This is a genomic window from Ignavibacteriota bacterium (assembly GCA_019637995.1).
In the GTDB taxonomy this organism is placed as follows: Bacteria; Bacteroidota; Ignavibacteria; order Kapaibacteriales; family UBA2268; genus JANJTB01.
Genome location: JAHBUQ010000001.1, coordinates 1,442,160 through 1,466,545 on the forward strand (window position 1 = coordinate 1,442,160; position 24,386 = coordinate 1,466,545).

Genomic DNA, 24,386 nt, shown 5'->3' on the forward strand with positions numbered 1-24,386 from the left:
ATGTTACAAAAAAAAAGCAGAAATAATTCTGCTTTAAATGTATGTTTTTGTAGCGGGACTAGGACTCGAACCTAGAACCTTCGGGTTATGAGCCCGACGAGCTACCAATTGCTCCATCCCGCGATGTTTAGAATACAAAAATACGCATTTTTTTTGACATAACAAAACATTATCTTAAATTATATTTTTGAAACTTACAATTTTTGAAAATAATGTTAAAAACTGACTTTACTTTTACAAAAGATCAAACTCTTGCATTAATGAGAGACAGACATCTGGTAGTTACTGCCAATGCAGGAAGCGGCAAGACCAGTGTGCTTGTTGAGAAGTATTTGGATTTACTCCTGCATTTACGAAAGAAGAAACCTTATGATGCTATTCGTTCAATTGTTGCAATTACGTTTACAAGACAAGCGGCTGGTGATATGAAAGCGAAAATAACATCAAAAATAAGCAAACGAATGATTGAGGACCCGGGCAATCTGAAAATGTGGAAGCAGCTTAGAGAACAAATATCTTCTGCTAAAGTTTCGACTATTCACAGTTTCTGCAATAGTCTGCTGAGAGATTACCCTGTTGAAGCTGAAATTTCACCGGTATTCAGGGAAATGGATGAATATGAAAGCAATTATTTTGCTGAATTTGCGGTGGATAGTATAATTGACGATTATTCATCTGCTCTGCAAAATGGTAACTTCGATGAAAACATTGAAAATTATGCCGAATTATTAACAAGCGTCAGTATATCCAAATTAAGACAATTTCTTGTACAAATTGTTAAGGAGCCGGTTCTGCTGAGGAGTCTGAAAGATTTTTACAATAATAATCCTGAAGAAACCTATCAGATTTACCTTACTATATTTAAAGAATATTTTAAGAATAACATTAATGAAATTGCAGAGATATTTAATAATTCACACGATGTAATTGAATCTTCTGTCAAAAATTATCATGAAATAAAAATTGCTATAGATACTTTTACAGACCATGTCAAAAATAAAGATTTCGATATTTCTCTTGCAATTATCTACCTGAAAATTATCCATAATCTTAAAGTTGGTAATAAGAAGCTGACAAATTTCATTGTAGATGCATATTTTTCAAATACTGCAAAAAAGACAGAGTATAGGGATAAAATAAAAGAGATATTGGAAATTAATATTAATTACTTAGATGGAAATGATGATAGTAGTCTTTACTTAAAAAATATTTACTCATTTGTCGAACTTGCTTTGGAAGCAGATGCAAGACTTTGGGAAATGAAACATGAGCAGTCTGCTTATACATTTGACGACTTGCTGATATTGGCACTTAGACTTATGGAAAATGATGAAGTCAGGGGCAAAATCATAAAAGATTTAGATTTTTTGATGGTTGATGAGTTTCAGGATACAAATCATATTCAGTATGATATGGTTCGCAGATTAGTTCCACAACTTGCGGATACTGACTATAAGGATAGTCCAAAAGTATTTATTGTAGGTGATGCGAAACAGTCAATTTATGGATTCAGATCAGCTGATGTTTCAGTATTCAATCAAGCACAAACAGATATTGAATCTTTTAATAGAGCAGCTGTCAACGAAAAAAGATTATCCAGAAGTCCATATATTTTTGATAAATTTCAAGATGTCAGCGATTCTCAGTCCTGGGGTAGAATATCACTTGCCGATACATTCAGACTTTTACCCGCTGTTGCTCATTTTACAAATGCAGTTTGTAGTAATCTCTTCGATAGTAAGAAATCCGGCATTTCTTACGAAAAGCTTGTTTGTGGCAGAAGTTTAATACACCCACTAACAAATGACGATATTATCACTCATGAAAATGGAGCCATTAAATTTTTAGTAGCTATAAAACCACGTAAGGATGAATCTCACGAGTCGGATATATATCCTTCTGAAGAAAATCTTACTGCTGATTATATACAAAATATTATTAAAGGAAAATCTGTTTTAAAAATTCATAATGGTTCTGAATATATCAATCCTAATTATAAAGATATTGCTATACTTTGCCGCAAGAAAAGCAGCATTCAAAAACTTTCAAAAGTATTTATCGAGAAAAAAATACCATATTCAATAGTATCGGGAAAAGGATTTTATCAAACTCAGGAAATAAGTGATTTCCTGTCGCTACTAAATTTTATTACTAATCAAAATGACGATATTGGTATAGCAGGTGTACTGAAATCTCCGATGTTTAATTTGAATGATGGCGAACTGATGAATATTGCACGCCAAAAAGGCAGCACATTTTTTGAAAAATTTAAATCTTATCAAACCGATGTTGCAGATTCGGCATTTTTTATCAATCGCGCCCGGATAATTCTACAGGAACTAATTGATATTTCTTCTGTTCTTTCGGTTTCTGAACTTATTATCAAAATCATTGAATTAACTGATTATTTCGGCGCTATAGAAAAATTCGATGCACGGGAACAGATTAAATCCAATATTTCGAGACTTATTGAATCAGCTCGTGAATTTGAAAGTAAAGGCTATAAGAGTCTTTATGAATTTATTCGTCGGGCATACTCACTTATTGATTTCTCAAGTGAAGCTGAAGCGGCGTTTATAAGCGATGATAATGTAGTCCGAATAATGACAGTTCATGCTTCAAAAGGTCTTGAGTTTCCTGTTGTAATTTTATTTGATTCCAATTCAAGAGGTTCTGCGGATTCAGGCATTATCAAAAGTAAAAATCTTGGAATATCTCTTCCAATGATGCTTCCTGCTAATTCAGGAGAAGGCGAAAAATTCATACTAAATAGCGCTGATACAGTTGTTCAGAAAGTAGTGAAAGATGTTAAATCTAATGACGATTTGGCTGAAGAAGCCAGACTGCTATATGTTGCTATGACTCGCGCTAAATACCATCTTATCATTTCAGCGACTTTGCGACAAACCCAAAAAAGCTATTCCTTAGAAAAAAAGTCATTTTTTGGACTTATAACTAAATCTATTGATAAAAGCATTGATTTATTTGCAGAGCAAGATAATATCACGATTACAGACATACTTGATTTCACCGAAGGAGAAAATTTAAATCTCATTCAAAAAATCGAAATTATTCGGGAATGCACAGGTTTTGATAATGTAAAGGTTATTTCTGATATCCAATTTGAAAACATTTTTGAAAATAATTTAGATTATTACACTAATAAAATTTGCCCGGAAAACAGATTTGATATACTTTCAGCAACCAAGTACAGTATTTTTTTGAATGATTTTGATTCGTTCAGTAAAAGATATATTTTAGGACTTCCAGATAAACCCAACTTTATAGCTGATTACGATACTCCGGATGAGAATGAAAAATTTGAAGAAGTTCAAAAGGCAGACGGAACTCTCTACGGCTCAATTATTCACCGAATTTGCGAGCGGATAAATGAGTGGTGCAGCGATGCAAAAAGTGAAAATTACAACTCTTTAGAACTTGTTATCAATCAAACTTTGGAGGAATTCAATCAAACTGATAATGATTCAATTATCGAACGTGCTAATAGGGAAAGTAATATGATTTTAAAAAATCATTTTATTCAAGAAAATTTTGACAATTTTCAATACTCTGAATTTGAAAAAGAACTTAATATGCCACTTGCCGGCTCAATTATTACGGGAAATATTGATTTACTTTTAAAAAATCACGATAACAGTATAATTGAAGTTTGGGATTGGAAATCAAATCATGTCACCGATAAAAATGATGCGGATAAATTGCTTGAGCACTATCGCCCACAGCTTGAGCTTTATTTGTATTTGATTTCCAAGCTATATCAGCAAAAAGAGCGATACACAGGAAGGTTGCTTTTTACAATGGCTGCAGATATAGATTACTTCATGACTGAAATTAGTTTATCACAAAAGGATATTGATAATTTCGAGAAACAATTTACTGAAAAACTATTTGAAATAAAATCTTATTAATATCGAATAAGAAATTTTAATTATAATTCAAATTGATGAATTTAAATACTGAAAAAAACGATTTTATAAATAAAATGAACACATATGGAGGCGATAAAACTCCTTTTTTGTTCATTATTGATTTTGATTCTATTAAGCCTATAATTATTCCAATTTCGGAAATTAATCCCGAAGAGATAATTTTTCAAACTGAAATCTTAGACAATTTCAATCGAAATGAAAAACAATACCCTAAAGAATTCACATTTGAAAAATTTCCTATTTCATATACTCAATATAAAAAAGCCTTTGACCGGGTTATGGACAATATTCTTTCAGGGAATTCTTACCTTCTCAATCTCACTTTTCCTACAAAAGTAGAGACTACGTTGACTCTTATGGAAATTTTAAAGTATTCCAAGGCAAAATATAAATTGTATTTCAAAAATCAATTTATTTGCTTTTCGCCTGAGATATTTATAAAAATTATTGATGGAAAAATTTTCTCTTATCCTATGAAAGGCACTATTGACGCTGCAATTGAAAATGCAGAGGAAATTATTATGAGTGATGAGAAAGAGTTTGCAGAGCATAATACAATAGTTGATTTAATAAGAAACGACCTTTCAATTGTATCAAAAAAAGTACGTGTCTCAAAATTCCGATATGCTGATTATATACGGACAAATAATAAGAATCTGATTCAAATCAGCTCAGAGATTTGTGGCGAGTTGCCAAAAGACTGGCATCATAATATTGGCAATATATTCGGGAAATTACTCCCTGCAGGCTCGGTAACCGGAGCTCCGAAACAAAAAACAGTGGAAATTATCAATCAAGTTGAGGGCTACAAAAGAGGTTATTATACTGGTATATTTGGTGTGTTTGACGGTGAAAATATTGACAGCGGAGTAATGATAAGATACATCGAAAATATTGACGGCGAATTATACTTCAAAAGTGGTGGCGGCATTACATCGCAAAGCAATCCCGAAGCTGAATTTCAAGAATTAATTGATAAAGTCTATGTACCTGTTTTTTGAATCAATTAAGTGCATCAATGGTAAATTGGATAATATTGATTATCATAATAGCCGTGTCAGGAAAACTCTTGCGGCGTTTTATAATGGCTCAAGTTTTGATCTATCCGAAATAATTGTGCCCGATAGGTACAAAGTCGGTTTATATAAATTAAGAGTAATATATTCGGACAAAATAGAAAAATTCGAGCTTCTACCCTATCAAAAAAGAGAGATAAAAAGTCTGAAAATTATTGAAACAAACGATATTAATTATAATTATAAATATTTTGACAGAACTCAATTAAACAACTTTTTTTCAATGCGTGGCAAGTGTGATGATATAATAATTTTAAAAAATGGACTTGCAACTGATTCATCCTACTCAAATTTGGTTTTTGATGATGGCATAAATCTCTTTACTCCAAAAACATATTTACTTAAAGGGACAAAAATCAGCAAACTTATTGATGATAGTATTGTGAGTTTAAAGGAAATTAAAATAAGTGAATTTTATAATTTCAAACAAGTTCATCTTATTAATGCCATGCTTGATATTGGAGATACGGTAATTCAAATTGAGAATATTATTCAATAATTTTACCCCAAAATTAAACCTATTGAACAATTATTTGTCAAAAATATACTTTTTTTATTTTTTTAATGAGAGAAAAATTGATTCGAATATTACTTCTTATAGCAATTATAAGTTACAACAGCTTGTCAATAGAATTTGATGAGCATCTGAGAAATGATTTTCAGGATTTTCTTGATAATTTTCGAGAAGTTCATAATATTAAAGGTGTTTCTGTTTGTGTAAAATCTAAAGATGATTTGTGGCTTGGAACATCAGGAATTTCAAACGAAGAACAGCCCGTTCTCTCTGAAATGCTATTTGGAATCGGCAGTATAACTAAGACTATGACGGCAACTGTTATACTTAAATTATGCGAGGAGGGAGTAATCAATCTTGACGAAAAAATCGGCAAATGGTTTGACGGACATGAGTTTATTGATAGCGATATCACAATCAGACAACTTCTTAACCATACAAGCGGACTTTATGATTACTCTGCTAATCCTGATTATCACAATGCAATATATCAAAATGCAATGAGAATCTTCTCGCCGCGTGAGCTGCTGCAATTTATTCACAAGCCACTTTTTCCAAAAGGGACTGACTGGCAGTATTGCAATACAAATTATATGTTAGCCGGAATAATCATTTCCGAAAGCACCGGCAAAAAGGTATCCGAATTATATCGTGAATATATTTGGGATAATATTGGCTTAAGTAATACTTATCTCGCAGTTGAGGAGGAAATGACAGGTATTATAGCAAATCGTTGGGTGAATGAAAACAATCTAAGCAATATTCCCATCAATGCAGCATTCAGCGGCGCCTGGACTTCCGGCTCAGTCTTTTCCACTGCTTATGAAACAGCATTATTTGTGGAGGCGTTAAATTCTGCAGGGATTATAAATAAAGAAAGCTTAAACGAGATGTTTGATTTTGTGGCTGCAAGTGATTATGGGCTCGGCATCAGCAAGAAAATCATTGATGGATCTGAAGTTCGTGGGCATACAGGTTCAATAAGGGGATATAATTCAATAGCACTGTATATTCCAAAATATGAAATAACCATTGTTATCCTTGTTAATTCATCTCCAGCATCTCCAGTATTTCTGGCAGAGCGAATAATCAGGCATCTGAATCAAAATTACCCTTCGTCATATTTCAAGAAAAATGTAAAAAGTATTTTAAGCATTTTCCCAAATCCCGCTACAGATTTCATCACAATACAACTCAGCAACAAAGGGCTTCAGCCCTTTGCAGCAGGAGATAAAGTGCAGATATTTGATATGCTTGGATTGGAAGTCATATCCACCCAGTCAGCTTCGCAGCCACCCACGGGTGAGGGGAATTTAAGAATTGATGTGTCGCATCTGCCGGCAGGTGTGTATTTCATAAAAATAAATTGTAGCAATGGAGCTTGCTCCATTGTTGAAAAATTTGTGAAGCAATTGTAGCAATGGAGCATGCTCCATTGTTTATGCAAATAGATGTCCTACACTTCGCAGTTGTAGCACATCATAAAGCTATTTTCAAAAAACTTTATGATTGGGTTTCAATATTTTCGTACAAGGTTTCAACTTTTTTTAGTAGTGGATTTAAATCATTCTGAATGATATGCCAAACTAATTCGAAATCAATTCCAAAATATTCATGAATAATTCTATTTCTCAATCCTCTTAAACGTGCCCAAGGTATATCGCTATGTTGATTTTTAAAATCAACATCTATTCTGTTTGATGCTTCTCCAATAATTTCAAAATTTCTAACCACTGCATCTCTTGTCCGTTCGTCTATCACAAAAGTATCAAAATCATATCCATAAACATAATTATAAATTTTATTACCGGATTCAAGAATATCTTCAAGTAACAATTTTCTATGACGTTTAGACATAAAGCAAATCTCTTTCAATTTCTTTGAAATATTTATCTTTAATAGCTTTTGATGAAACTAAATCTACATTTTTTCCAAGAATTTCTGATAATTCATCTGCAAGGTCAATAAACCTAATACCTATCTGCTCGTTGAAATCTACCAGGATGTCCACATCACTGTCAAGATTATTATCTTTTCGACTATAAGAACCAAATAATGCCATTTTGTTAATGGGATATTTTTCCATCAGACTTTTTTTATTTGTCTGTAGTAAAGATAATATATTTTCTCTTGATAACATTTCGCTTTAACTTAATGTATTGCAAACTTATTTTATGACTATCAAGCCGAATTTTTCTTGTAATTTTTATATAAAATAAATAATTAAATATAGTTAAACAACAAAGGGCTTCAACCCTTAGTGATAAGACTATGTAGCCAAAACAGATGAGGCTGTCTGATAAGTACAGCCTTCCATATTTTTAAAAATAAAAAAGCTACCTCAAGATTAGATAGCCAAAACGATTAGATAAAATTAGAAAAAGTATCAGACTCAGTATTAACAACTTATGACTTCGTGAAATACATCTTCAAAAACCGGATTATTACATAAATCTGATACATTTACTATTATTTCAAAAATGCTTATTAAATATTATTTTTCTGGCAGTTTTCTACATATACCTGTGAATTATGCCTTCCTGAAGATTGAATTTTGCTTCAAAACTAATTGGCTCACGTCCGAAACAAACTCCCAAAGATTCATGAAAAGCAATTTCATCGAGGTCAACATATCTTTGCTTTATAGCTTCTGAAGTAGGGTAATAAGTAACATCATGACCTTCGACACCAACGACAGTAACACCATAGATACCCTTTTTCATCAAAAGCATTGCCGCACCACCCGCCTGTTTTCCGAATGTAACATCATAAGCACTTGTCTGTCCGGCACGCACAAGATGTCCAAGCTGAACTTCGCGAATCTCAGGATGCATATAAATATTTTCAACATATATTCCTTCCCTTTTAAGGACAAATTCCCAGTATGAGTCTTGCTTCGCAAAATTTTCTAATTGCCTTCTTATGTAACTGCCCACACCTGAAAGTCTTTTATGACCAAAAGAATCAAGTCCTGAATCATCATCTGTGAAATATTTACCATCTTTATTCTTGACACCTTCGGCTGCAACTATAATATATGTAGAACCTTTCACATCGCTTGTCATCAGACGGTTAATATATGTAGTTTTGAAGTGATTATAAACAATTTCATAATCTACTTCGACTTCGGGAATCAAAATACAATCTGCATCTGCACCAATTCCTCCTCGAAACGCTGTATGACCGGCGTATCTTCCGAATACTTCAATAATCAGGGCGCGATTATGAGTCAGACCAGTTGTTCGAAGCTCGTCAGTAAATTTGGAAATTCTGTTAATAGTTGAATCGCCACCAACTGAATATGTCTGCAAATCCAAATCCATTGTTTTCGGGACGTGCACACAATTTATACCTTCCTCGATTAAGTCCACAACGACCGAGCCTGTATCGTCACCTCCTGCAATGATTAGTCCGTCAATATTATGTTTTTTTAATCCACTTCTAATTATATTATATTTATCAGGGTCTTGAATTTTACTTATTTTTACGCGTGAGTGACCTGCTTCAGAGCCTGCAACGCCAGAATGAATTTTATCGGCTCTTGCGAAATCAATTACAACAGGCTCTAAATTATTCAAATTGTACAAACCGGCATAACCATTCGGTATTAAACACGCTTCAACACCAAGAGTATAGCCCATTCTCGCCGCACCTGTAATTACAGCGTTCAGCCCACCACAATCACCACCACTTGTTATAATGCCTATCCTTTTTATGTCTGACATCCAGCACCTTTTATTTAAAGTAAAAAAAATATAATACAAAATTAATAAGATTTATCCTAATATTAGCATTATTAATAGAATTTCTAAATTTTTATAATATATTTAGTATTTTTTCTACTGATTGATTGATTTTTATGGATATAATTGGAACAAGGAGATAATAAAAATTTATCATGAGAAGTTTAGGAAGGTTCAGGCATATTATATAAAAAATGCCACACTTATGTAAGTGTGGCAAAATTGTAGAAAACATACTCTTTTACCTGTTCTCAATTAACTGATATATCTATTCAAGTAAATTTGAAGTTTTTAAAAGAGTAGAAAAAGAACTAAATTAGTCCAAGTTCCTTTCCGGTAATTTTGAAAGTATCGAGAATCATGTCAAGATGCTCTGTTTCGTGAGAAGACATATAACTTGTTCTCATCATACTCATATTTGGCGGAACTCCGGGTGGGATAAATGCATTTACAAAAACCCCACGGTCAAATAGTTTACGCCAAGTTAAAAATGCAGTTTCTACTTGACCAACAACAACCCCGACAATAGCAGTTCGGCTGTCAAGAATATTGAAGCCTAAATCTTTAAAACCTTTTCGCATATAATCTGCATTTGCAATAAGCTTGGTAACGAGTTCGGGTTCTTTTTCAAGAATATCAAGTGCGGCAAGAGCAGACGCACAAGATGCAGGAGTAGGACTTGCAGAAAAAATAATTGCAGGTGAATTATGCTTCAGATAATTAATAACTCGCTCAGGTCCGGCAACAAATCCGCCAAGTGATGCAAAAGTCTTGGAGAATGTTCCCATTACCATATCGGTTTGATCTGTAACCCCATAGTGACTTGCTGTTCCCCGACCACCTTCACCAATTACACCTACTGAGTGTGCATCATCAACAAGAACACGAGCACCATATTTTTTTGCTACTTTAATTAAATCGGGCAGATTCACAATTTCACCTGAAACAGAAAATACACCATCAGTTACAACTAATTTTCCTGCTTTTTCAGGTATAGTTTTAAGAACTGTTTCAAGGTCTTCCATATCATTATGTTTGTATCTTTTGAATTCAGCAAAACCACCTTTTGCAAGCATAGCGCCATTCATTATACAGGCATGATTTTCTTTATCCGAGATAATATAATCACCACGCAAAACTAAAGCAGATATAACTCCTAATGCAGTTTGATATCCTGTACTGAATAATAATACTGATTCAAATCCAAGGAATTTTGCTAATCTTTCTTCTAATTCAATGTGCAGGTCAAGTGTTCCGGTTAAATACCGCGAGCCGGAGCAACCACTGCCGTACTTTTTAATAGCATCGTAAGCTGCTTGTTTTACAAGAGGATGGGCAGTTAATCCAAGGTAATTGTTGGAGCCTGCCATTACCATATCCTTACCTTCTACTCTTACAACAGGACCTTCGTTCTCTTCAATCGGATGAAAATAAGGATATAAACCTACTTCTTTGACTTCATCGGCTCTGGTATATGAAAAACATTTTTCAAATAAATCCACTAATTAACTCCATCTTTACTAATAATAAACTATACATTAACTGTTTCAATACTTACTATTAAAAAATAAATATTGAAATTCGACAAAAGCAAGAGTGCAAAATAACACTTTATTATGAATTTTTATAAGAAAATTTTATCTTTGATATATTTTTCTTAAGGTTTCCAAAGATATTTTTTAATATCAACGGCTTTATCAATAAAAGTTATACCTTCGGATTCGAGAAGTTCACGCATCATAGTTGGTGTTGGGTAATATCTCGCGCCAGATAATTCACCCAGACGATTAACAACTCTGTGATAAGGCATTTCAAGATTTTGACGATCTGCATTAAGAGCCCAACCGACCATCCTTGCTCCTGACCTAAGTCCGAGATGCTCTGCAATCAAACCATAAGTTGTGACGCGCCCGTAAGGAATACGCCTTACGACTTCGTAAACTCTCTCAAAATATCCGACTTCCTGATTATTCATCTAATAATTTCTAATTACTTCCATTTTATTGAATGGACGTCATATTTAAAAATAAATTGAAATATTATACAATACTTTATTTAGTAAAATGTTAATGTAAAATTAGTTCTGTTTACAAGAACTTAATTTTGATGATTTATTTAGAAATAATATGAAATTTATTGATTTAGCAAATATTAGCGTTAAAGCCGGTGACGGCGGGAACGGACACATTAGTTTCAGAAAAGAAAAATATGTGCCGCTTGGAGGACCTGATGGTGGCAATGGCGGAAGAGGCGGAAATGTAGTTTTGGTAACCTCACCTCACATGAATACCCTTATTGACTTTAAACACAAGAGGCACTTCATAGCTGAAAATGGTCAGCACGGCGGAAAATCCCTCAAAAGTGGCAGATGGGGAAAGGATTTGCTGATTAAAGTACCGGTTGGTACAGTAGTCAAGGATGCCGAAGATAATATTATCGCAGATTTATCCGAAAAAGACCAGGAATTTATTGTTGCAAAGGGTGGAAACGGCGGTTTCGGTAATGCTATGTTTACTACATCTACTAATCAAGCACCAAGAAATGCTAATCCGGGACTTCCCGGAGCTGAGCTCGAAATAACCCTTGAGCTAAAATTGCTTGCGGATGTTGGGCTTGTCGGATTTCCCAATGCCGGAAAATCAACTTTAATATCTGTCATTTCTGCTGCTAAACCCAAAATAGCTGATTACCCGTTTACGACATTAATTCCCAATCTCGGCATTGTATCGCTTAGTCCAGGTAACTCCCTTACAGTAGCTGATATACCGGGCTTGATTGAGGGTGCCGCTGAGGGAAAGGGACTTGGAATACAGTTTTTAAGGCATGTTGAAAGATGTAGTGTACTAATATTTTTGATTTCAGCTGAAAGTTATGACCCTGAATCTGATTACATTACCTTGCGAGATGAACTGGAAAAATATAATCCTGATATGGCACTGAAAAAAAGAATTATTTGTATAAGCAAAAGCGATATTCTTGATACTGATAAAATCAAAGAATTAGGAAAATTGAAATTCGGCGAAAAAAATACACCGAAGCTTCTTATTTCAGCTGCATCAAGCATGAATATTGATAAACTGAAATATTTGATGTTTGATTTATTCGAGCAGGAAAGAAAATATTTAATTTAAAGCCTTAACTTTTTTGCAAACTTTATCCTAAGCAATTTTAAGAATGCAGAGAAGAAAAATAATATTGATTTTGCTCGTATCAGTTTATAATAAATGAAAACTATTTTATATTTATGATTAGCGATTTTCGAAATTATATTACTACAATAATATAGAGTAATTTGAAGAAAAGAGTACCCATAGCGATAGTTGACTGTAATAATTTTTATGCATCCTGCGAGCGTGTGTTTAATCCTAAACTTGCCGGAAGACCCGTTGTTGTTCTTTCTAATAATGATGGTGTGATTGTAGCACTTTCAAATGAAGCAAAAGCAATAGGTATTAAATCTTTCTCACCATTATTCAAAGTCCAGGATTTAATCCAAAAGCACAATGTCGCTGTTTTTTCTTCCAACTATACCCTTTATGGTGATATTTCACACCGAATAATGGAAACTCTGAAGCATTTTTCACCCGATGTTGAAATTTACTCTATTGACGAAGCATTTATTTATTTGCGTGGATTTGACAACAAAGATATAGTCGAATATTGCAGAGAAATAAAACATACTATAAAAAAATGGGTTGGAATACCAGTCTCAATTGGTATTGCTTATACCAAAACACTTGCCAAACTTGCTAATCGCCGGGCAAAGAAGAATCCAATATTTGATGGAGTACTAAGCTTAATTGATAATCCTGATACTGAATCTCATTTGAAATCAACTGATGTAGCAGAAGTTTGGGGGGTCGGAAGGCAGTATACAAAAATGCTTCACTGCCACAAAATTAATACTGCTTATGATTTGTTAAAAGCCAATCAGAAATGGATTAAAAAACGGATGACTGTTCAGGGACTCAGGACAGTACTTGAGCTAAACGACATACCTTGTATATCTCCTCAATATGTGCCACCCGATAAAAAGGGTATAATTTCGTCAAGGTCATTTGGAAGGTATATCACCGAAAAGTATGAACTTGCCGAAGCAGTTGCAAGTTATGTAACAAGAGCCGCTGAAAAGCTCAGGCATCAGAATTCACTTGCTAATGTCGTTTATGTTTTTCTCAGAACTAATCCATTTAAAGATACACCTCAGTACCACAACGGCTGCCAGGTATTATTTCCGGTACCAACTAATTTCACAAACGAAATGATTGTTTATGCCCTTAAAGCATTAGACCAGATTTACAAACCCGGATTTTTATATCAAAAAGCAGGAATACTCCTAACAGGAATAGTTCCAAAAAGTACAGAGCAGGTTTCACTTTTTGATGATATTAATCGAGAGAAATTTCAGAAAATTTCTAAAGCTATGGATAAAATAAATTTTGATATGGGCTCAGGAACTATTACTTTTGCAGCTACAGGAGTGAGACGTGACTGGAAAATGAAACGCGAATTGAAATCTCCGCAATATACAACAAGATGGAAGGAAATACCCAATGTTAAAGCTATATGACGAGAAACTATCATGGCAACAGGAAATCCGATACCGCGGATATTTTTTGCTTTTTGCAGGAATCCTATACGGATTGTTCATAGGTAATGTTCATTTATTCGATTGGGATGAAATCAATTTCGCTGAAGCAGCACGGGAAATGATTGTTACTGGTGATTATTTAAACGTAAGAATTGATTTTCAGCCATTTCACGAAAAGCCCCCTTTATTCATCTGGATGCAGGCGCTATCTATGAAAATATTTGGTATTAATGAGGCTGCTGCAAGATTTCCAAATGTGATAATCGGAATAATTACTTTGTCATTTTTATTTAAAATCGGAAGACAGATTTTCGATAAAAATTTTGGATATATCTGGGCACTTGTGTATTTTGGCTCATTTTTACCATTTTTCTATTTCAAGTCAAGCATAATTGACCCAGCTTTCAATCTATTTATGTTTGGCGGTGTATATTATTTATTCAGATTTTCTTCTGAAAGTATTGAGAATGGACATAGAAATCTCAAATTTATACTTTTTGCTGGACTTTTCACAGCAGCAGCATTTATGACCAAAGGTCCTGTAGGATTTATGCTTGTTTTTATCCCTTGGGCTATTTTTTGGGGATTAAATATTAAAAATTTCAAATTGCCCGTTTCTGAAATTTTGTTATTCTCAGCAATTTCATTCCTTCCTGCAGTAATCTGGTATACGGCAATATTTATACAGCAAGGTGGCGGATTGATAAGTGAATTTATCTCTTATCAAATAAGACTTCTAACAACAGGTGATGCCGGTCACGAAGGACCTTTTTTCTATCATTTTGTTGTAGTATTTTTAGGTTGCTTTCCTGCTTCAATATTCATTTTCAGAGCATTCAAAAATCAGAATTCAGATACTGATTCGCAAAAATATTTCAAACAGTTTAATATAATCTTACTTGCTATTGTACTCATAATATTTTCTATTGTTAAAACAAAAATTGTACACTATTCATCACTTGCTTATTTTCCTGTTACATTTCTTGCAGCATATACTATGCACAAAATTATTACAGGTAAAATAACTAATAAAATAAGTACGGCAATTGGTCTTTCAGTTATGGGAATTTTAATGGCATTGCTTTTTATAGCATTCCCTCTGTTTTTGATGAATGTCGAATCATTTCTGCCACAAATCAAGGATGAACTTACTCTCGCTGTGCTTCAGTCAGATGTAACCTGGACCGGTTTGGAATTGCTTGTTGGTTTATCAATGCTTGTCGGAGTTATATTATTTATTGTGTATAATAACAGAGGTCAGTACCTCAAATCTTATTTTGCAATATTCTATTCATCAGCAGTCGCAATATTTATGTTTATGACTGTGATGGCACCCAAAATTGAAGCCTATACACAGCGTGCTAATGTTGAATTTTTCCAATCATTGCAAGGACAGGATGTGTATGTTCATACTCTTGGATATAAAAGCTATGCTCCTTTTTTCTACCAGCAAAAAGATTATCAAAATTCAAAATATGCACTAAAAATGAATGGCAGAGAGTATGAAGACTTCCTTCTGACAGGTAATATTGATAAGCCTGCATATTTTGCTGCAAAAATTGATAAAATCAAGCATTATATTGAGTTGCAGCCTGATTTAATCGAAATTTATCGAAAAAATGGATTCGTTTATTTTAAGCGACTGCAGAAAGAATAATGAATGCTACTCAACACCTAATATTTAACTTAATATAACGTCATAGTGTAATTATATCAATATTATTAATAATTTTAAGTACATATAATGAATAACCATTTGGTTCCAATAGTTGTAGAACAGACCAGCCGCGGCGAAAGGTCTTATGATATTTATTCAAGATTGCTCAAAGAAAATATCATTTTCATCGGTGGTCCGATTGATGATTATATGGCAACTCTTGTCATTGCTCAGCTTTTATTTTTATCAAGCGAAGACCCTAAGAAAGATATAAATTTATATATTAATTCTCCCGGTGGTAGTGTCACCGCTGGTCTTGCAATCTATGACACTATGCAATATATCAAAAACGATATTTCTACTATTTGTATCGGTCTCGGTGCGTCAATGGCTCAGGTTCTGCTTTGTGCAGGAACTGAAGGAAAACGATTTGCACTTCCTAATTCAAGAATTCTTATGCACCAGCCATCAGGCGGTACACAAGGTCAATCAGCTGATATCGAAATTTACACCCGTGAAATTTTAAGAATGAGAGACAGTTTATACACCATTATTTCAAAACATACCGGTATTGATGTTGAAAAGATCAAAATGGATGCTGATAGAGATAAGTATATGACATCAATCGAAGCACTTGAATACGGTATAATTGACAAAGTTTTAGAAAATATCTCCGAAACTGAAGAAAAGAAAGAAAGTAACAGCTAAAGATTATGGCAAAAAAAGATAATATCGAAAGATGCGGATTTTGCGGCAGGAATTCTCACGAAGTTGAAGGTATGATTCAGGGCGTGAACAAAACTTATATTTGCAATTTCTGCGTTGACAGTGCAAAAGAAATTCTATCCGGTGCTAACAGTCAATATATGCCCGAGCATGGTCAAACAGATAAAAAGCTGCCTAAACCAAGTGAAATAAAGAAATTCCTTGATGATTATGTCATTGGGCAGGATTTCGCTAAAAGAGTAATTTCTGTTGCAGTTTACAATCATTATAAACGTATTAACAATAAAGCAAAAAATAAAGAAGATGTTGAACTTGAGAAAAGCAACATTCTATTTATTGGTCCAACAGGTTCAGGCAAGACTCTTATCGCAAAGACTCTCGCCAAAATGCTTAAAGTGCCATTTGCTATTGCTGATGCAACAACAATTACTGAAGCAGGTTACGTTGGTGATGATGTCGAATCCATTCTTCTCAATTTACTTCAGAATGCTAACTATGATGTAAATCTTGCTCAAAGAGGTATTATTTATATTGACGAGATTGACAAAATTGGAAGAAAATCCGAATCAACATCAATTACCAGAGATGTTTCAGGTGAAGGTGTTCAGCAGGCGTTGCTCAAAATTCTTGAAGGTACAAGAGCAGGAATTCCACCGAAAGGGGGAAGGAAACACCCTGAACAATCACTTTTATATGTTGATACCACGGATATTTTATTTATCTGCGGTGGTGCATTTGTTGGCATAGAAAAAACTATAGCACAAAGAATGAAGAAATCCACAATTGGTTTTAATACCGGAAGCCAGGTCTTGGTTGAAGAGAATCTTGAACTTTTACGTCATGTCGAGCCGGATGATCTGTTGAAATTTGGATTTATTCCTGAGCTTATAGGAAGACTGCCTGTAATAGCTTCACTTGAGGAGTTATCTGACGAAGCTTATCTAAAAATTCTGACTGAGCCGAAGAATGCTATTGTCAAGCAATTCCAAAAACTCGTAAATCTCGAAAATGTTGAACTTGAATTTGCTGATGATGCACTCAAGGCTATTGTCGAAAAAGCTAAACAAAGAAAAACAGGTGCCAGGGCATTACGCTCAATTGTGGAAGAAGTAATGCTTGATGTTATGTTTGATATTCCTGACTATAAAGACCTTGAAACAGTCATTATAAACGAGAATGTTGTTAATGGAAAAGAAAAGCCTGAGTTGGTTTTCTCCAAAAAAATGAAATCAGCTTAAATTTTAAGATATAGTGATATTGTTATTGCTAAAATAAATGATTCATCATTTTCTCCATTTAGCGGCTAACTGTCAAGTCGGAATTTGTTTTATCACAATAACTCTTTGTTGATAAAATCATATTCCGACTTGCAGATGAAGATTTACTTTGTTTAAAGCCACGAATCCATATCAGTATTTCCCAAAAAATATGCATTGTTAACAACGAATGCTTGACCGGCTCAGCTCAAATACTTAAGTTCAATCCAATTTTCTTCGTAATGCTAATTTTTCTAAGACAATTGATTTGATTATTATGAAAGCTTCAAATTTCAGAAAATGACCGGCTGATAAAAACAATACGATACTTATTGCAGTATTTGCAAGCAATTGAACTGCATAATTGAAATCACTCATTAAAATATTTGAGAAATAATTTATTAAATAAATAAATCCTGCAAGCCCTAAGTATGGAATGAAAATTTTGACCTGCTCAGAGAATGAATAGTTGATTTCTTTTTTTGCTATTAAGAATCCAACCAACATAAAAACTAATGACACAAAAAACTGACCAATGACAATTAGCTGCAAAGAGCTGAGTGTAAATATTATTACAACAGTCTGAAAAACTTTTTTTGCAAGCTCAATTTTCATGTATAACTTTGATTTATCACGTGCTATAAGGATGTTGCCTATAGATGTAAATGCGGGCATGAACATTCCTTCGATTGTCAAAACAGCAAAAAGCGGAACTGCATCTAACCATCTTTCAGTAAAAAGCAGAACAAATAATGCTTCCCCATTTGCGGAGAGAAATGCGAGAATACTAAAATTAAGAAAACCCACCATTAGGAACACTTTTTTTAAGGCTGATTTTAGTGATTCAATTTCATCTTGCAAATTGCTAAAAACCGGTAGCATTACCTTATTAAGCGTATAAGTAAATTGCAAGGGGAATATTTCAGCAGTCTGACGTGCACGCATATAATAGGCAAGTTTTTCAGCTCTGAAAATTCTGCCAATCAGCATATAGTAAATTTCCATGTAAACAGCATTTACAGTATTTATAACAAGCAGTGGATTCGAAAACTTAAACAGACTTTTAAATGACTCCAAAGAGAATTTCCAGCCGTGACCCCACTTTCCAAAAATCCATAATTGCACAGTATTTGCGGCATTCTGAATTAATTGAATATAAACAAGAGCCCATAATCCCATACCGTAGTATGCCATGATTATTGCAGTTATACCAGCAAGTAATAAACTTGTAAGATTAATTCTTGCCCATAGCTTATAATTTAGATTTCTGCTGATTATTGCCTGCTGAACTATTCCAAATCCTGCTACAAGTGCATTTAATCCGAATATACGAATAGCAAATGTAATAACCGGCTCATCATAAAATTCTGCTATTAGCGGAGCTGTTATAAAAATTAACAAGTAGAATAAAATTGAAATAGCAATATTAACTATCAGAACTGTAGAATAGTCTTCATCAAGTGGGTTCCGCTTTTGGATAATAGCAGTTGAAAGTCCACTATCGGCAAGGACATTGCCCATCACAAAGAATATCGTCATCATTCCGATTATACCGTAGTCAACAGGCGGTATAAGTCTTACAAGGATTAATCCGATAATGAAATGAAGGAAATAGCTTCCGCCATTTTCAAACAGACTCCAGAAAAATCCACTAATTGCTTTATTCTTTATGTGATTTGTTTCGTTCAATTAATTCACTTATTAAAAGAGTCAATTACGTAACAAAACACATAATATTAATTAAATTTAAATATTGTTCTGTTTCTGCCAATAAATAACCCAAGTCCGCCTTTTACATTCCACTGAATATTCAAGCCCTCATTACCAAAAATGCCACCACTCATTGAGCCGTTATATCTGGTGTTGTAATAATTTAGATATTGTTCATCATAAGAATCAATAAAATATTCATAGTTCTTAATCATTCTGATAATTGCATCATAATTATTCATTCCGTCGCTAAATCCAAAATGAGCAAAAACTACTTTCAGCTTACCATCTTTATCTCTTTGATTATAATTATAAATACTGAAATCTCTGAAATATTCAAAACCTCTTTCTAAAAACCCGGTAATGTAAACATTTTTTGGTTTTGCGTCAATATAAGCAAATACTTCAATTACTTTTTCAGAGAATCTTATTTCAAAATCATAATAGATTGTTGTAGTATCATATTGTAATTCTACATTTTCCATTTGTTCAGGTATAAATGTAGAAGCTCGTGGATTATGATTCTTCCATTTTACATCAAGTTGGTATTGCTTTCCTGCAAGAAATTGAATATCATTATTATTGTACACATCACCGTTGAAGTTAAGTTTATAACTTTGGTTATCACTAATTATATTTACTTCAGCATCTGAAACCAAAGCTTTATTATAATCGTACTCATCTAAAGGGTTTAGTGTTCTTGTCAGATGGATACCTTCAAATTTTCCATTTGGTTCAATTACACCCCTTACAACAATTTGCTCTTTATATGGAAGTGAAACACCTGTTATCGTCTCTTCGCAGGAATTGATGAAAAGTCCTGCTAAGAATATCAAAATCAGCAATGAAAATTTATTTTTTATCATATTTGTAATCCTCTAAAATTGAAAACTAAAACCAATTGTTGGTATGAACGGGAAAAGTGTAACTTGTTTAAGTTGTTTCTCATATTCGCCTGTATTTTCATTATAACCATCTGTAATATACCATGCAAATGGATTTCTTCGATTATATACGTTATATAAATTGATTGAAAATTCCATCGGATAATCACTCCACTTGAATTTATACATAAAATTCAAATCAAGCTTGTGAAATGCCGGTAATCTTGCGCCATTTCTGTCTGTATATTGATACAGGTCATTTCCTCCGAAGTAATTTTCTCCTATTGGATTAAATCTGTACATTCCCGTTGGCATTGTGTATGCCTGTCCCGTACCATATACCCACGATGCACCGATTTCCCAACTTTCTGCAATATTGTAAGTTAGCACAAAACTTACGTCGTGTCTTCTGTCGTATCTTGGAGAAAACCATCTGCCACCGTTAAGCTCATCAAATTGTCTGCGTGTCCAGGCGAGTGTATATCCAACCCAACCAGTAAAAGAACCAATTCTTTTGTTCAGAAAAAGTTCAAGACCGTATGCCTCTCCCCTGCCCGCAGTGAACTGGTCTTCAATTGGAATGCCAAATGTAAAAATACTCTCTTCCTTATATTCATACAGATTTTGCATATCTTTGTAATATATTTCTGCTGAAAATAAATATTCTCCACCTGCAAAAATATGCTCAAGACCAAGTACTCCCTGCCAGCTTCTTGATGGTTTGATATTTTCAGTTGATGGAAACCATAAGTCCGTCGGCAAAGTTATATCATTTCTTACTATAAGATGTAAAAATTGATGAGCAACCGCAAAACCACCGGTTAATGATGTTCTGTCCGAAAGACTATATGAAGCAGAAATTCTCGGTTCAAAAGCAAAATAATCTCCACCCTGAAAATAAAATAGGCGGCTTCCAATATTTGCATTTAACAAATCTGTAATTTTCCATTCATCCTGCACATAAATTGCAGCTTCTAATGATTGAATTTCTTTTTTTGTTAAATTATCAATAAATTCGTTAGTAAAATCAAACGATAAATCAGAACGAAAATTATGTAAAATCGCCTCCACGCCTGATTTAATTGAATGATTCTTTGCAGGAAAATATTCGGCTTCGGCTCTTAGCATAAAATCTTTGATATGTGATTGTGTATTAAAATTTTCACTAATATTTCTTTCATTAAAAATTTCAGTACCAAAAGTGTAATCAGTATAAATAAAAGAAAAATTTGTAAATAATTCAGGTGATACTATATGCATCCATCTGATATTAGCAGTAGCGTTACCCCATGAAATATCAAAATTCTCATTAGAGTTACTTGGTTCTTTAAGAACATCACGCCCAAAAAATCCACTAACAAAAATCCGGTCTGATTCAGAAAGCTGATAGTTTACTTTTGCATTCAAATCATAAAAGTAATAAATTGGCACATCATCATTTGAACCGCCCTGAGCAAGCCACGTCAAAATATCAAGATACATCCGCCTTCCTGATACCATAAAAGAAGAATTTTTATCTATCGGGCCCTCAAGTGTTAGTCGTGAGCTTATCAGACTTATACCACCGGCTCCGGAGAATTTATCCTTAGTACCTTCTTTCATTGTCATATCAAGCACACTCGAAAGTCTGCCACCGTATTGTGCCGGAAATGCCCCTTTGATTAACTTTACATCACGAAGTGCATCAGTATTGAATACACTTAAAAATCCACCCAGATGCGAAGGGTTATAAACAATAACTCCATCAAGAAGATTCAGATTCTGGTCCGGAGAACCGCCACGCACATAAAGCCCGCTTGAAAGTTCAGTTGATTGCTGAACTCCCGGAAGTAATTGCAATACCCTGAATAAATCCTTTTCACCACCTAATGAGGGCATTTTATTAACAAAATCTGTTGAAATACTAACCTGCGATATTCTTGAAGATGCCGGCTGATCTTTTTCAGCAGTTACAGTGATTTCCTGCATACGAACATCTTCAATTTCCATTTTTATATCCAATCGAAGCGGCTCGCCTTCGCTTACAATAATTTTCTGAATATATGTTGCATATCCGACACCTCGTGCTACAAAATAGTATTCACCCGGAATTACTTTTGCAATTGAATAAAAGCCGAACTTATTTGTTATAGCTCCATTAAGTGGCTTTTTATCAGTAAAAATTGAATCTTTATAAAGTGCTACACGAAGAGATATTACACTTTCACCTGAAAGAGATTCAGTTACTCTACCTGAAACAGTCGAGCTTGACTGATTCTGAGCAAATATTGTGAAACTAAATAGAAAAATGATTAATACAGATAATCTTAGCATAAAATTATTATTTTGGGTAAATTAATCTGTCAAAATTCAAATCACGTTAAAATATTAAAAGAATTGCTGATAATTTTATCAAAATTTTTAAATTTCAACTTTTTATGATAATTTTTATTTTAATTGCACAATATTATGTTATTTTTGTAACTTAATATCTTTGCAATTAAAAAAATATATTATTATGATGGATAAATTAAAAATCAAGTTTCCTGTTACCGATTACTTCTTTATAGCTTTAGGTGCTGCCTTAATGGCAATCGGAATAGGAGTGTTTCTTGTTGAGGCAAAAGTAGTACCCGGCGGTGCAAGCGGACTTGCAATGATTACTTATTATGTAAGCGGTGGAAAAATTCCGGTTGGTGTTGCTATCTGGGCAATCAATGTGCCACTTTTCGCATGGGGATATAAGGAATTAGGTAAAACATTCGGATTGAGAACGTTTTTCGGGTTTACACTTGTATCGTTTTTCATAGATTTTTTCAGGGGCGATATTCCTTTTTTCGGGTTCATCAGACTTCACGAACTCGACGCTATAAAGTATTTAGCCGAAAATGATTTCTTCTTTCTGATACTTTTAGGAGCAGTTTTATTAGGAGTAGGACTCGGAGTTATTTTCAAATTTCGTGGAACCACAGCCGGCTCAGACATTGTAGCAAGCGTAATCCATAAGCGTTACGGCATGAAGCCGGGAACAGCAATAATGCTGATTGATTTTTTTGTGATTTCATTAGCGGGCGTTGTTATTCAAACTCAGGGATTATCTCCCGATATACCGGCATTATCATTAACTTTGTATGCAATGCTTTTGCTGTTTGTTTCCAGCAAGTTAATAGATGTAATAATTGACGGATTTGATTATGCGCGCGCTGCGTTAATTATTTCAGACAAATTTGATGAAATAGGTCATGCGATAATGAACGATATGAGCCGCGGAGCAACTGCTATTAAAACAAGAGGACTTTACCGCAATATCGAACGCGAAATGATATATACGATTATAACAAGAAAAGAATTAGGTGCTTTAACTGAATTAATAAAAAAAATTGACCCGACCGCTTTCATAATTATAAATAATGTTCATGAAGTACTTGGTGAAGGTTTCAGAAGAAGAATATGATTAGTTTGAAGAATTTGATTGGTTAGATGTTTTTCACCCTAAAGCAACATCTAACAACATCATAGTAGCAAAACCTAACATAGCGCCAATTGTAGAGAAATCTGTTTCATGTCCGGTTTGTGATTCAGGTATCAATTCTTCTACTACTACAAAGATCATAGCACCTGCTGCAAATGAAAGAGCAAAAGGAAGCAGTGGTTCAATAATTAGAATAAGATAAGCTCCAATTACTCCTGATATGGGTTCTACTATTCCGGACAGTTGCCCATAGTTGAATGCCTTGAATCTTGATAAACCTTCTCTTCGTAAGGGTATTGAAACAGCTGCACCTTCAGGAAAGTTTTGCAATCCAATACCTATGGTTAATGCAATTGCTCCTGTAAGAACTCCTATTTCAGGGTTCGTTGCTAATGCTCCAAAAGCTATACCAATAGCTAATCCTTCAGGAATATTGTGGAGGGTAATTGCCATTAGTAAAAGCATACTTCGTTGCCATGATGTTTTGATACCCTCAGCTTTATCAATTGATAGACCTAAGTGTAAATGAGGTAAAATCTTATCAATAAGCAACAAAAATGCACCACCTGATAAAAATCCTGTTACAGCTGGTATCCAAGGAATGTTTCCACTTTTTTCTGCCATTTCTATTGCCGGTTTCAGCAAAGACCAAAAACTTGCTGCAATCATTACACCTGCTGCAAAACCAAGCATAGAATTTAGGAGCTTATTATTGATTGACTTGAAAAAGAATACCATGGAAGATCCGACTGCAGTAACAAACCATGTAAATAATGTAGCAACAAATGCTAACAAAACAGGGTTATAGTTTAACAATTCTTCCATTAT

The 24,386-nt window shown here is 33.9% G+C and carries 19 protein-coding genes and 1 tRNA gene; 10 read left to right on the plus strand and 10 right to left on the minus strand.

The window, feature by feature from the left end; translation table 11 throughout:
- Positions 1-50: 50 nt before the first annotated feature.
- Positions 51-123, minus strand: a tRNA-Met gene (locus tag KF896_05730).
- Positions 124-212: 89 nt separating this feature from the next.
- On the opposite strand from KF896_05730, the gene KF896_05735 reads away from it, so the two are divergent.
- The 4 genes from KF896_05735 (at position 213) to KF896_05750 (ending at position 6,958) form a co-directional block, all read left to right on the plus strand.
- Positions 213-3,929 (plus strand): UvrD-helicase domain-containing protein, encoded by a 3,717-nt coding sequence (locus KF896_05735; GenBank protein ID MBX3043199.1) that lies wholly within the window; start codon positions 213-215, stop codon positions 3,927-3,929.
- A gap of 35 nt (positions 3,930-3,964) precedes the next feature.
- Positions 3,965-4,951: an aminodeoxychorismate synthase component I gene (locus KF896_05740; GenBank protein MBX3043200.1), complete on the plus strand. Its 987-nt coding sequence runs from the start codon at positions 3,965-3,967 to the stop codon at positions 4,949-4,951.
- Positions 4,935-5,525 (plus strand): hypothetical protein, encoded by a 591-nt coding sequence (locus tag KF896_05745; GenBank protein MBX3043201.1) that lies wholly within the window; start codon positions 4,935-4,937, stop codon positions 5,523-5,525. The genes KF896_05740 and KF896_05745 overlap by 17 nt, the downstream gene beginning before the upstream one ends.
- A 77-nt stretch (positions 5,526-5,602) precedes the next feature.
- Entirely contained in the window at positions 5,603-6,958 is a 1,356-nt protein-coding gene (locus KF896_05750; protein ID MBX3043202.1) for a serine hydrolase, read from the plus strand.
- Positions 6,959-7,043: 85 nt separating this feature from the next.
- On the opposite strand, the gene KF896_05755 is transcribed toward KF896_05750, so the two are convergent.
- The 5 genes from KF896_05755 to KF896_05775 all read right to left on the minus strand — a co-directional run bounded on the left by KF896_05755 (position 7,044) and on the right by KF896_05775 (position 11,258).
- Positions 7,044-7,397, minus strand: coding sequence for a DUF86 domain-containing protein (locus tag KF896_05755; GenBank protein MBX3043203.1), 354 nt, complete (start codon positions 7,395-7,397; stop codon positions 7,044-7,046).
- Positions 7,390-7,680, minus strand: coding sequence for a nucleotidyltransferase family protein (locus tag KF896_05760; GenBank protein MBX3043204.1), 291 nt, complete (start codon positions 7,678-7,680; stop codon positions 7,390-7,392). The genes KF896_05755 and KF896_05760 overlap by 8 nt, the downstream gene beginning before the upstream one ends.
- A 373-nt stretch (positions 7,681-8,053) precedes the next feature.
- Positions 8,054-9,256: a 6-phosphofructokinase gene (locus KF896_05765; GenBank protein ID MBX3043205.1), complete on the minus strand. Its 1,203-nt coding sequence runs from the start codon at positions 9,254-9,256 to the stop codon at positions 8,054-8,056.
- 338 nt (positions 9,257-9,594) lie between these two features.
- Positions 9,595-10,785, minus strand: a complete 1,191-nt coding sequence (locus tag KF896_05770; GenBank protein MBX3043206.1) for an aminotransferase class I/II-fold pyridoxal phosphate-dependent enzyme — start codon at positions 10,783-10,785, stop codon at positions 9,595-9,597.
- A 155-nt stretch (positions 10,786-10,940) separates the two neighbouring features.
- On the minus strand, positions 10,941-11,258 hold the full coding sequence (locus tag KF896_05775; protein ID MBX3043207.1) for an MGMT family protein: 318 nt from the start codon (positions 11,256-11,258) through the stop codon (positions 10,941-10,943).
- Between the two features lie 151 nt (positions 11,259-11,409).
- On the opposite strand from KF896_05775, the gene obgE reads away from it, so the two are divergent.
- The 5 genes from obgE (at position 11,410) to clpX (ending at position 17,495) form a co-directional block, all read left to right on the plus strand.
- Positions 11,410-12,414 (plus strand): GTPase ObgE, encoded by a 1,005-nt coding sequence (gene obgE, locus KF896_05780; GenBank protein MBX3043208.1) that lies wholly within the window; start codon positions 11,410-11,412, stop codon positions 12,412-12,414.
- Between the two features lie 161 nt (positions 12,415-12,575).
- Positions 12,576-13,853 (plus strand): Y-family DNA polymerase, encoded by a 1,278-nt coding sequence (locus KF896_05785; GenBank protein ID MBX3043209.1) that lies wholly within the window; start codon positions 12,576-12,578, stop codon positions 13,851-13,853.
- Positions 13,837-15,531, plus strand: coding sequence for a glycosyltransferase family 39 protein (locus KF896_05790; protein ID MBX3043210.1), 1,695 nt, complete (start codon positions 13,837-13,839; stop codon positions 15,529-15,531). Before KF896_05785 ends, KF896_05790 begins: the two co-directional genes overlap by 17 nt.
- Positions 15,532-15,630: 99 nt before the next feature.
- Positions 15,631-16,239, plus strand: coding sequence for an ATP-dependent Clp protease proteolytic subunit (locus KF896_05795; GenBank protein ID MBX3043211.1), 609 nt, complete (start codon positions 15,631-15,633; stop codon positions 16,237-16,239).
- 5 nt (positions 16,240-16,244) lie between these two features.
- Positions 16,245-17,495, plus strand: a complete 1,251-nt coding sequence (gene clpX / locus KF896_05800) for an ATP-dependent Clp protease ATP-binding subunit ClpX (GenBank protein ID MBX3043212.1) — start codon at positions 16,245-16,247, stop codon at positions 17,493-17,495.
- Between the two features lie 240 nt (positions 17,496-17,735).
- On the opposite strand, the gene KF896_05805 is transcribed toward clpX, so the two are convergent.
- The 3 genes from KF896_05805 to KF896_05815 are packed head-to-tail and all read right to left on the minus strand — an operon-like array spanning position 17,736 to position 22,420.
- A complete protein-coding gene (locus KF896_05805) occupies positions 17,736-19,202 on the minus strand; it encodes a lipopolysaccharide biosynthesis protein (protein ID MBX3043213.1) in 1,467 nt (488 codons plus the stop codon).
- Positions 19,203-19,249: 47 nt separating this feature from the next.
- Positions 19,250-20,089 carry a DUF4249 family protein gene (locus KF896_05810; protein ID MBX3043214.1) on the minus strand — a complete coding sequence of 280 codons (840 nt, stop codon included), beginning with the start codon at positions 20,087-20,089 and terminating at the stop codon, positions 19,250-19,252.
- A 12-nt stretch (positions 20,090-20,101) separates the two neighbouring features.
- A complete protein-coding gene (locus KF896_05815) occupies positions 20,102-22,420 on the minus strand; it encodes a TonB-dependent receptor plug domain-containing protein (protein ID MBX3043215.1) in 2,319 nt (772 codons plus the stop codon).
- Between the two features lie 184 nt (positions 22,421-22,604).
- Between KF896_05815 and KF896_05820 the strand changes: the two genes are divergently transcribed.
- Entirely contained in the window at positions 22,605-23,540 is a 936-nt protein-coding gene (locus KF896_05820; protein MBX3043216.1) for a YitT family protein, read from the plus strand.
- A 33-nt stretch (positions 23,541-23,573) separates the two neighbouring features.
- Here the strand turns inward: KF896_05820 and KF896_05825 are convergent, their stop codons facing one another.
- A complete protein-coding gene (locus KF896_05825; protein MBX3043217.1) occupies positions 23,574-24,383 on the minus strand; it encodes a ZIP family metal transporter in 810 nt (269 codons plus the stop codon).
- Positions 24,384-24,386 lie beyond the last annotated feature (3 nt).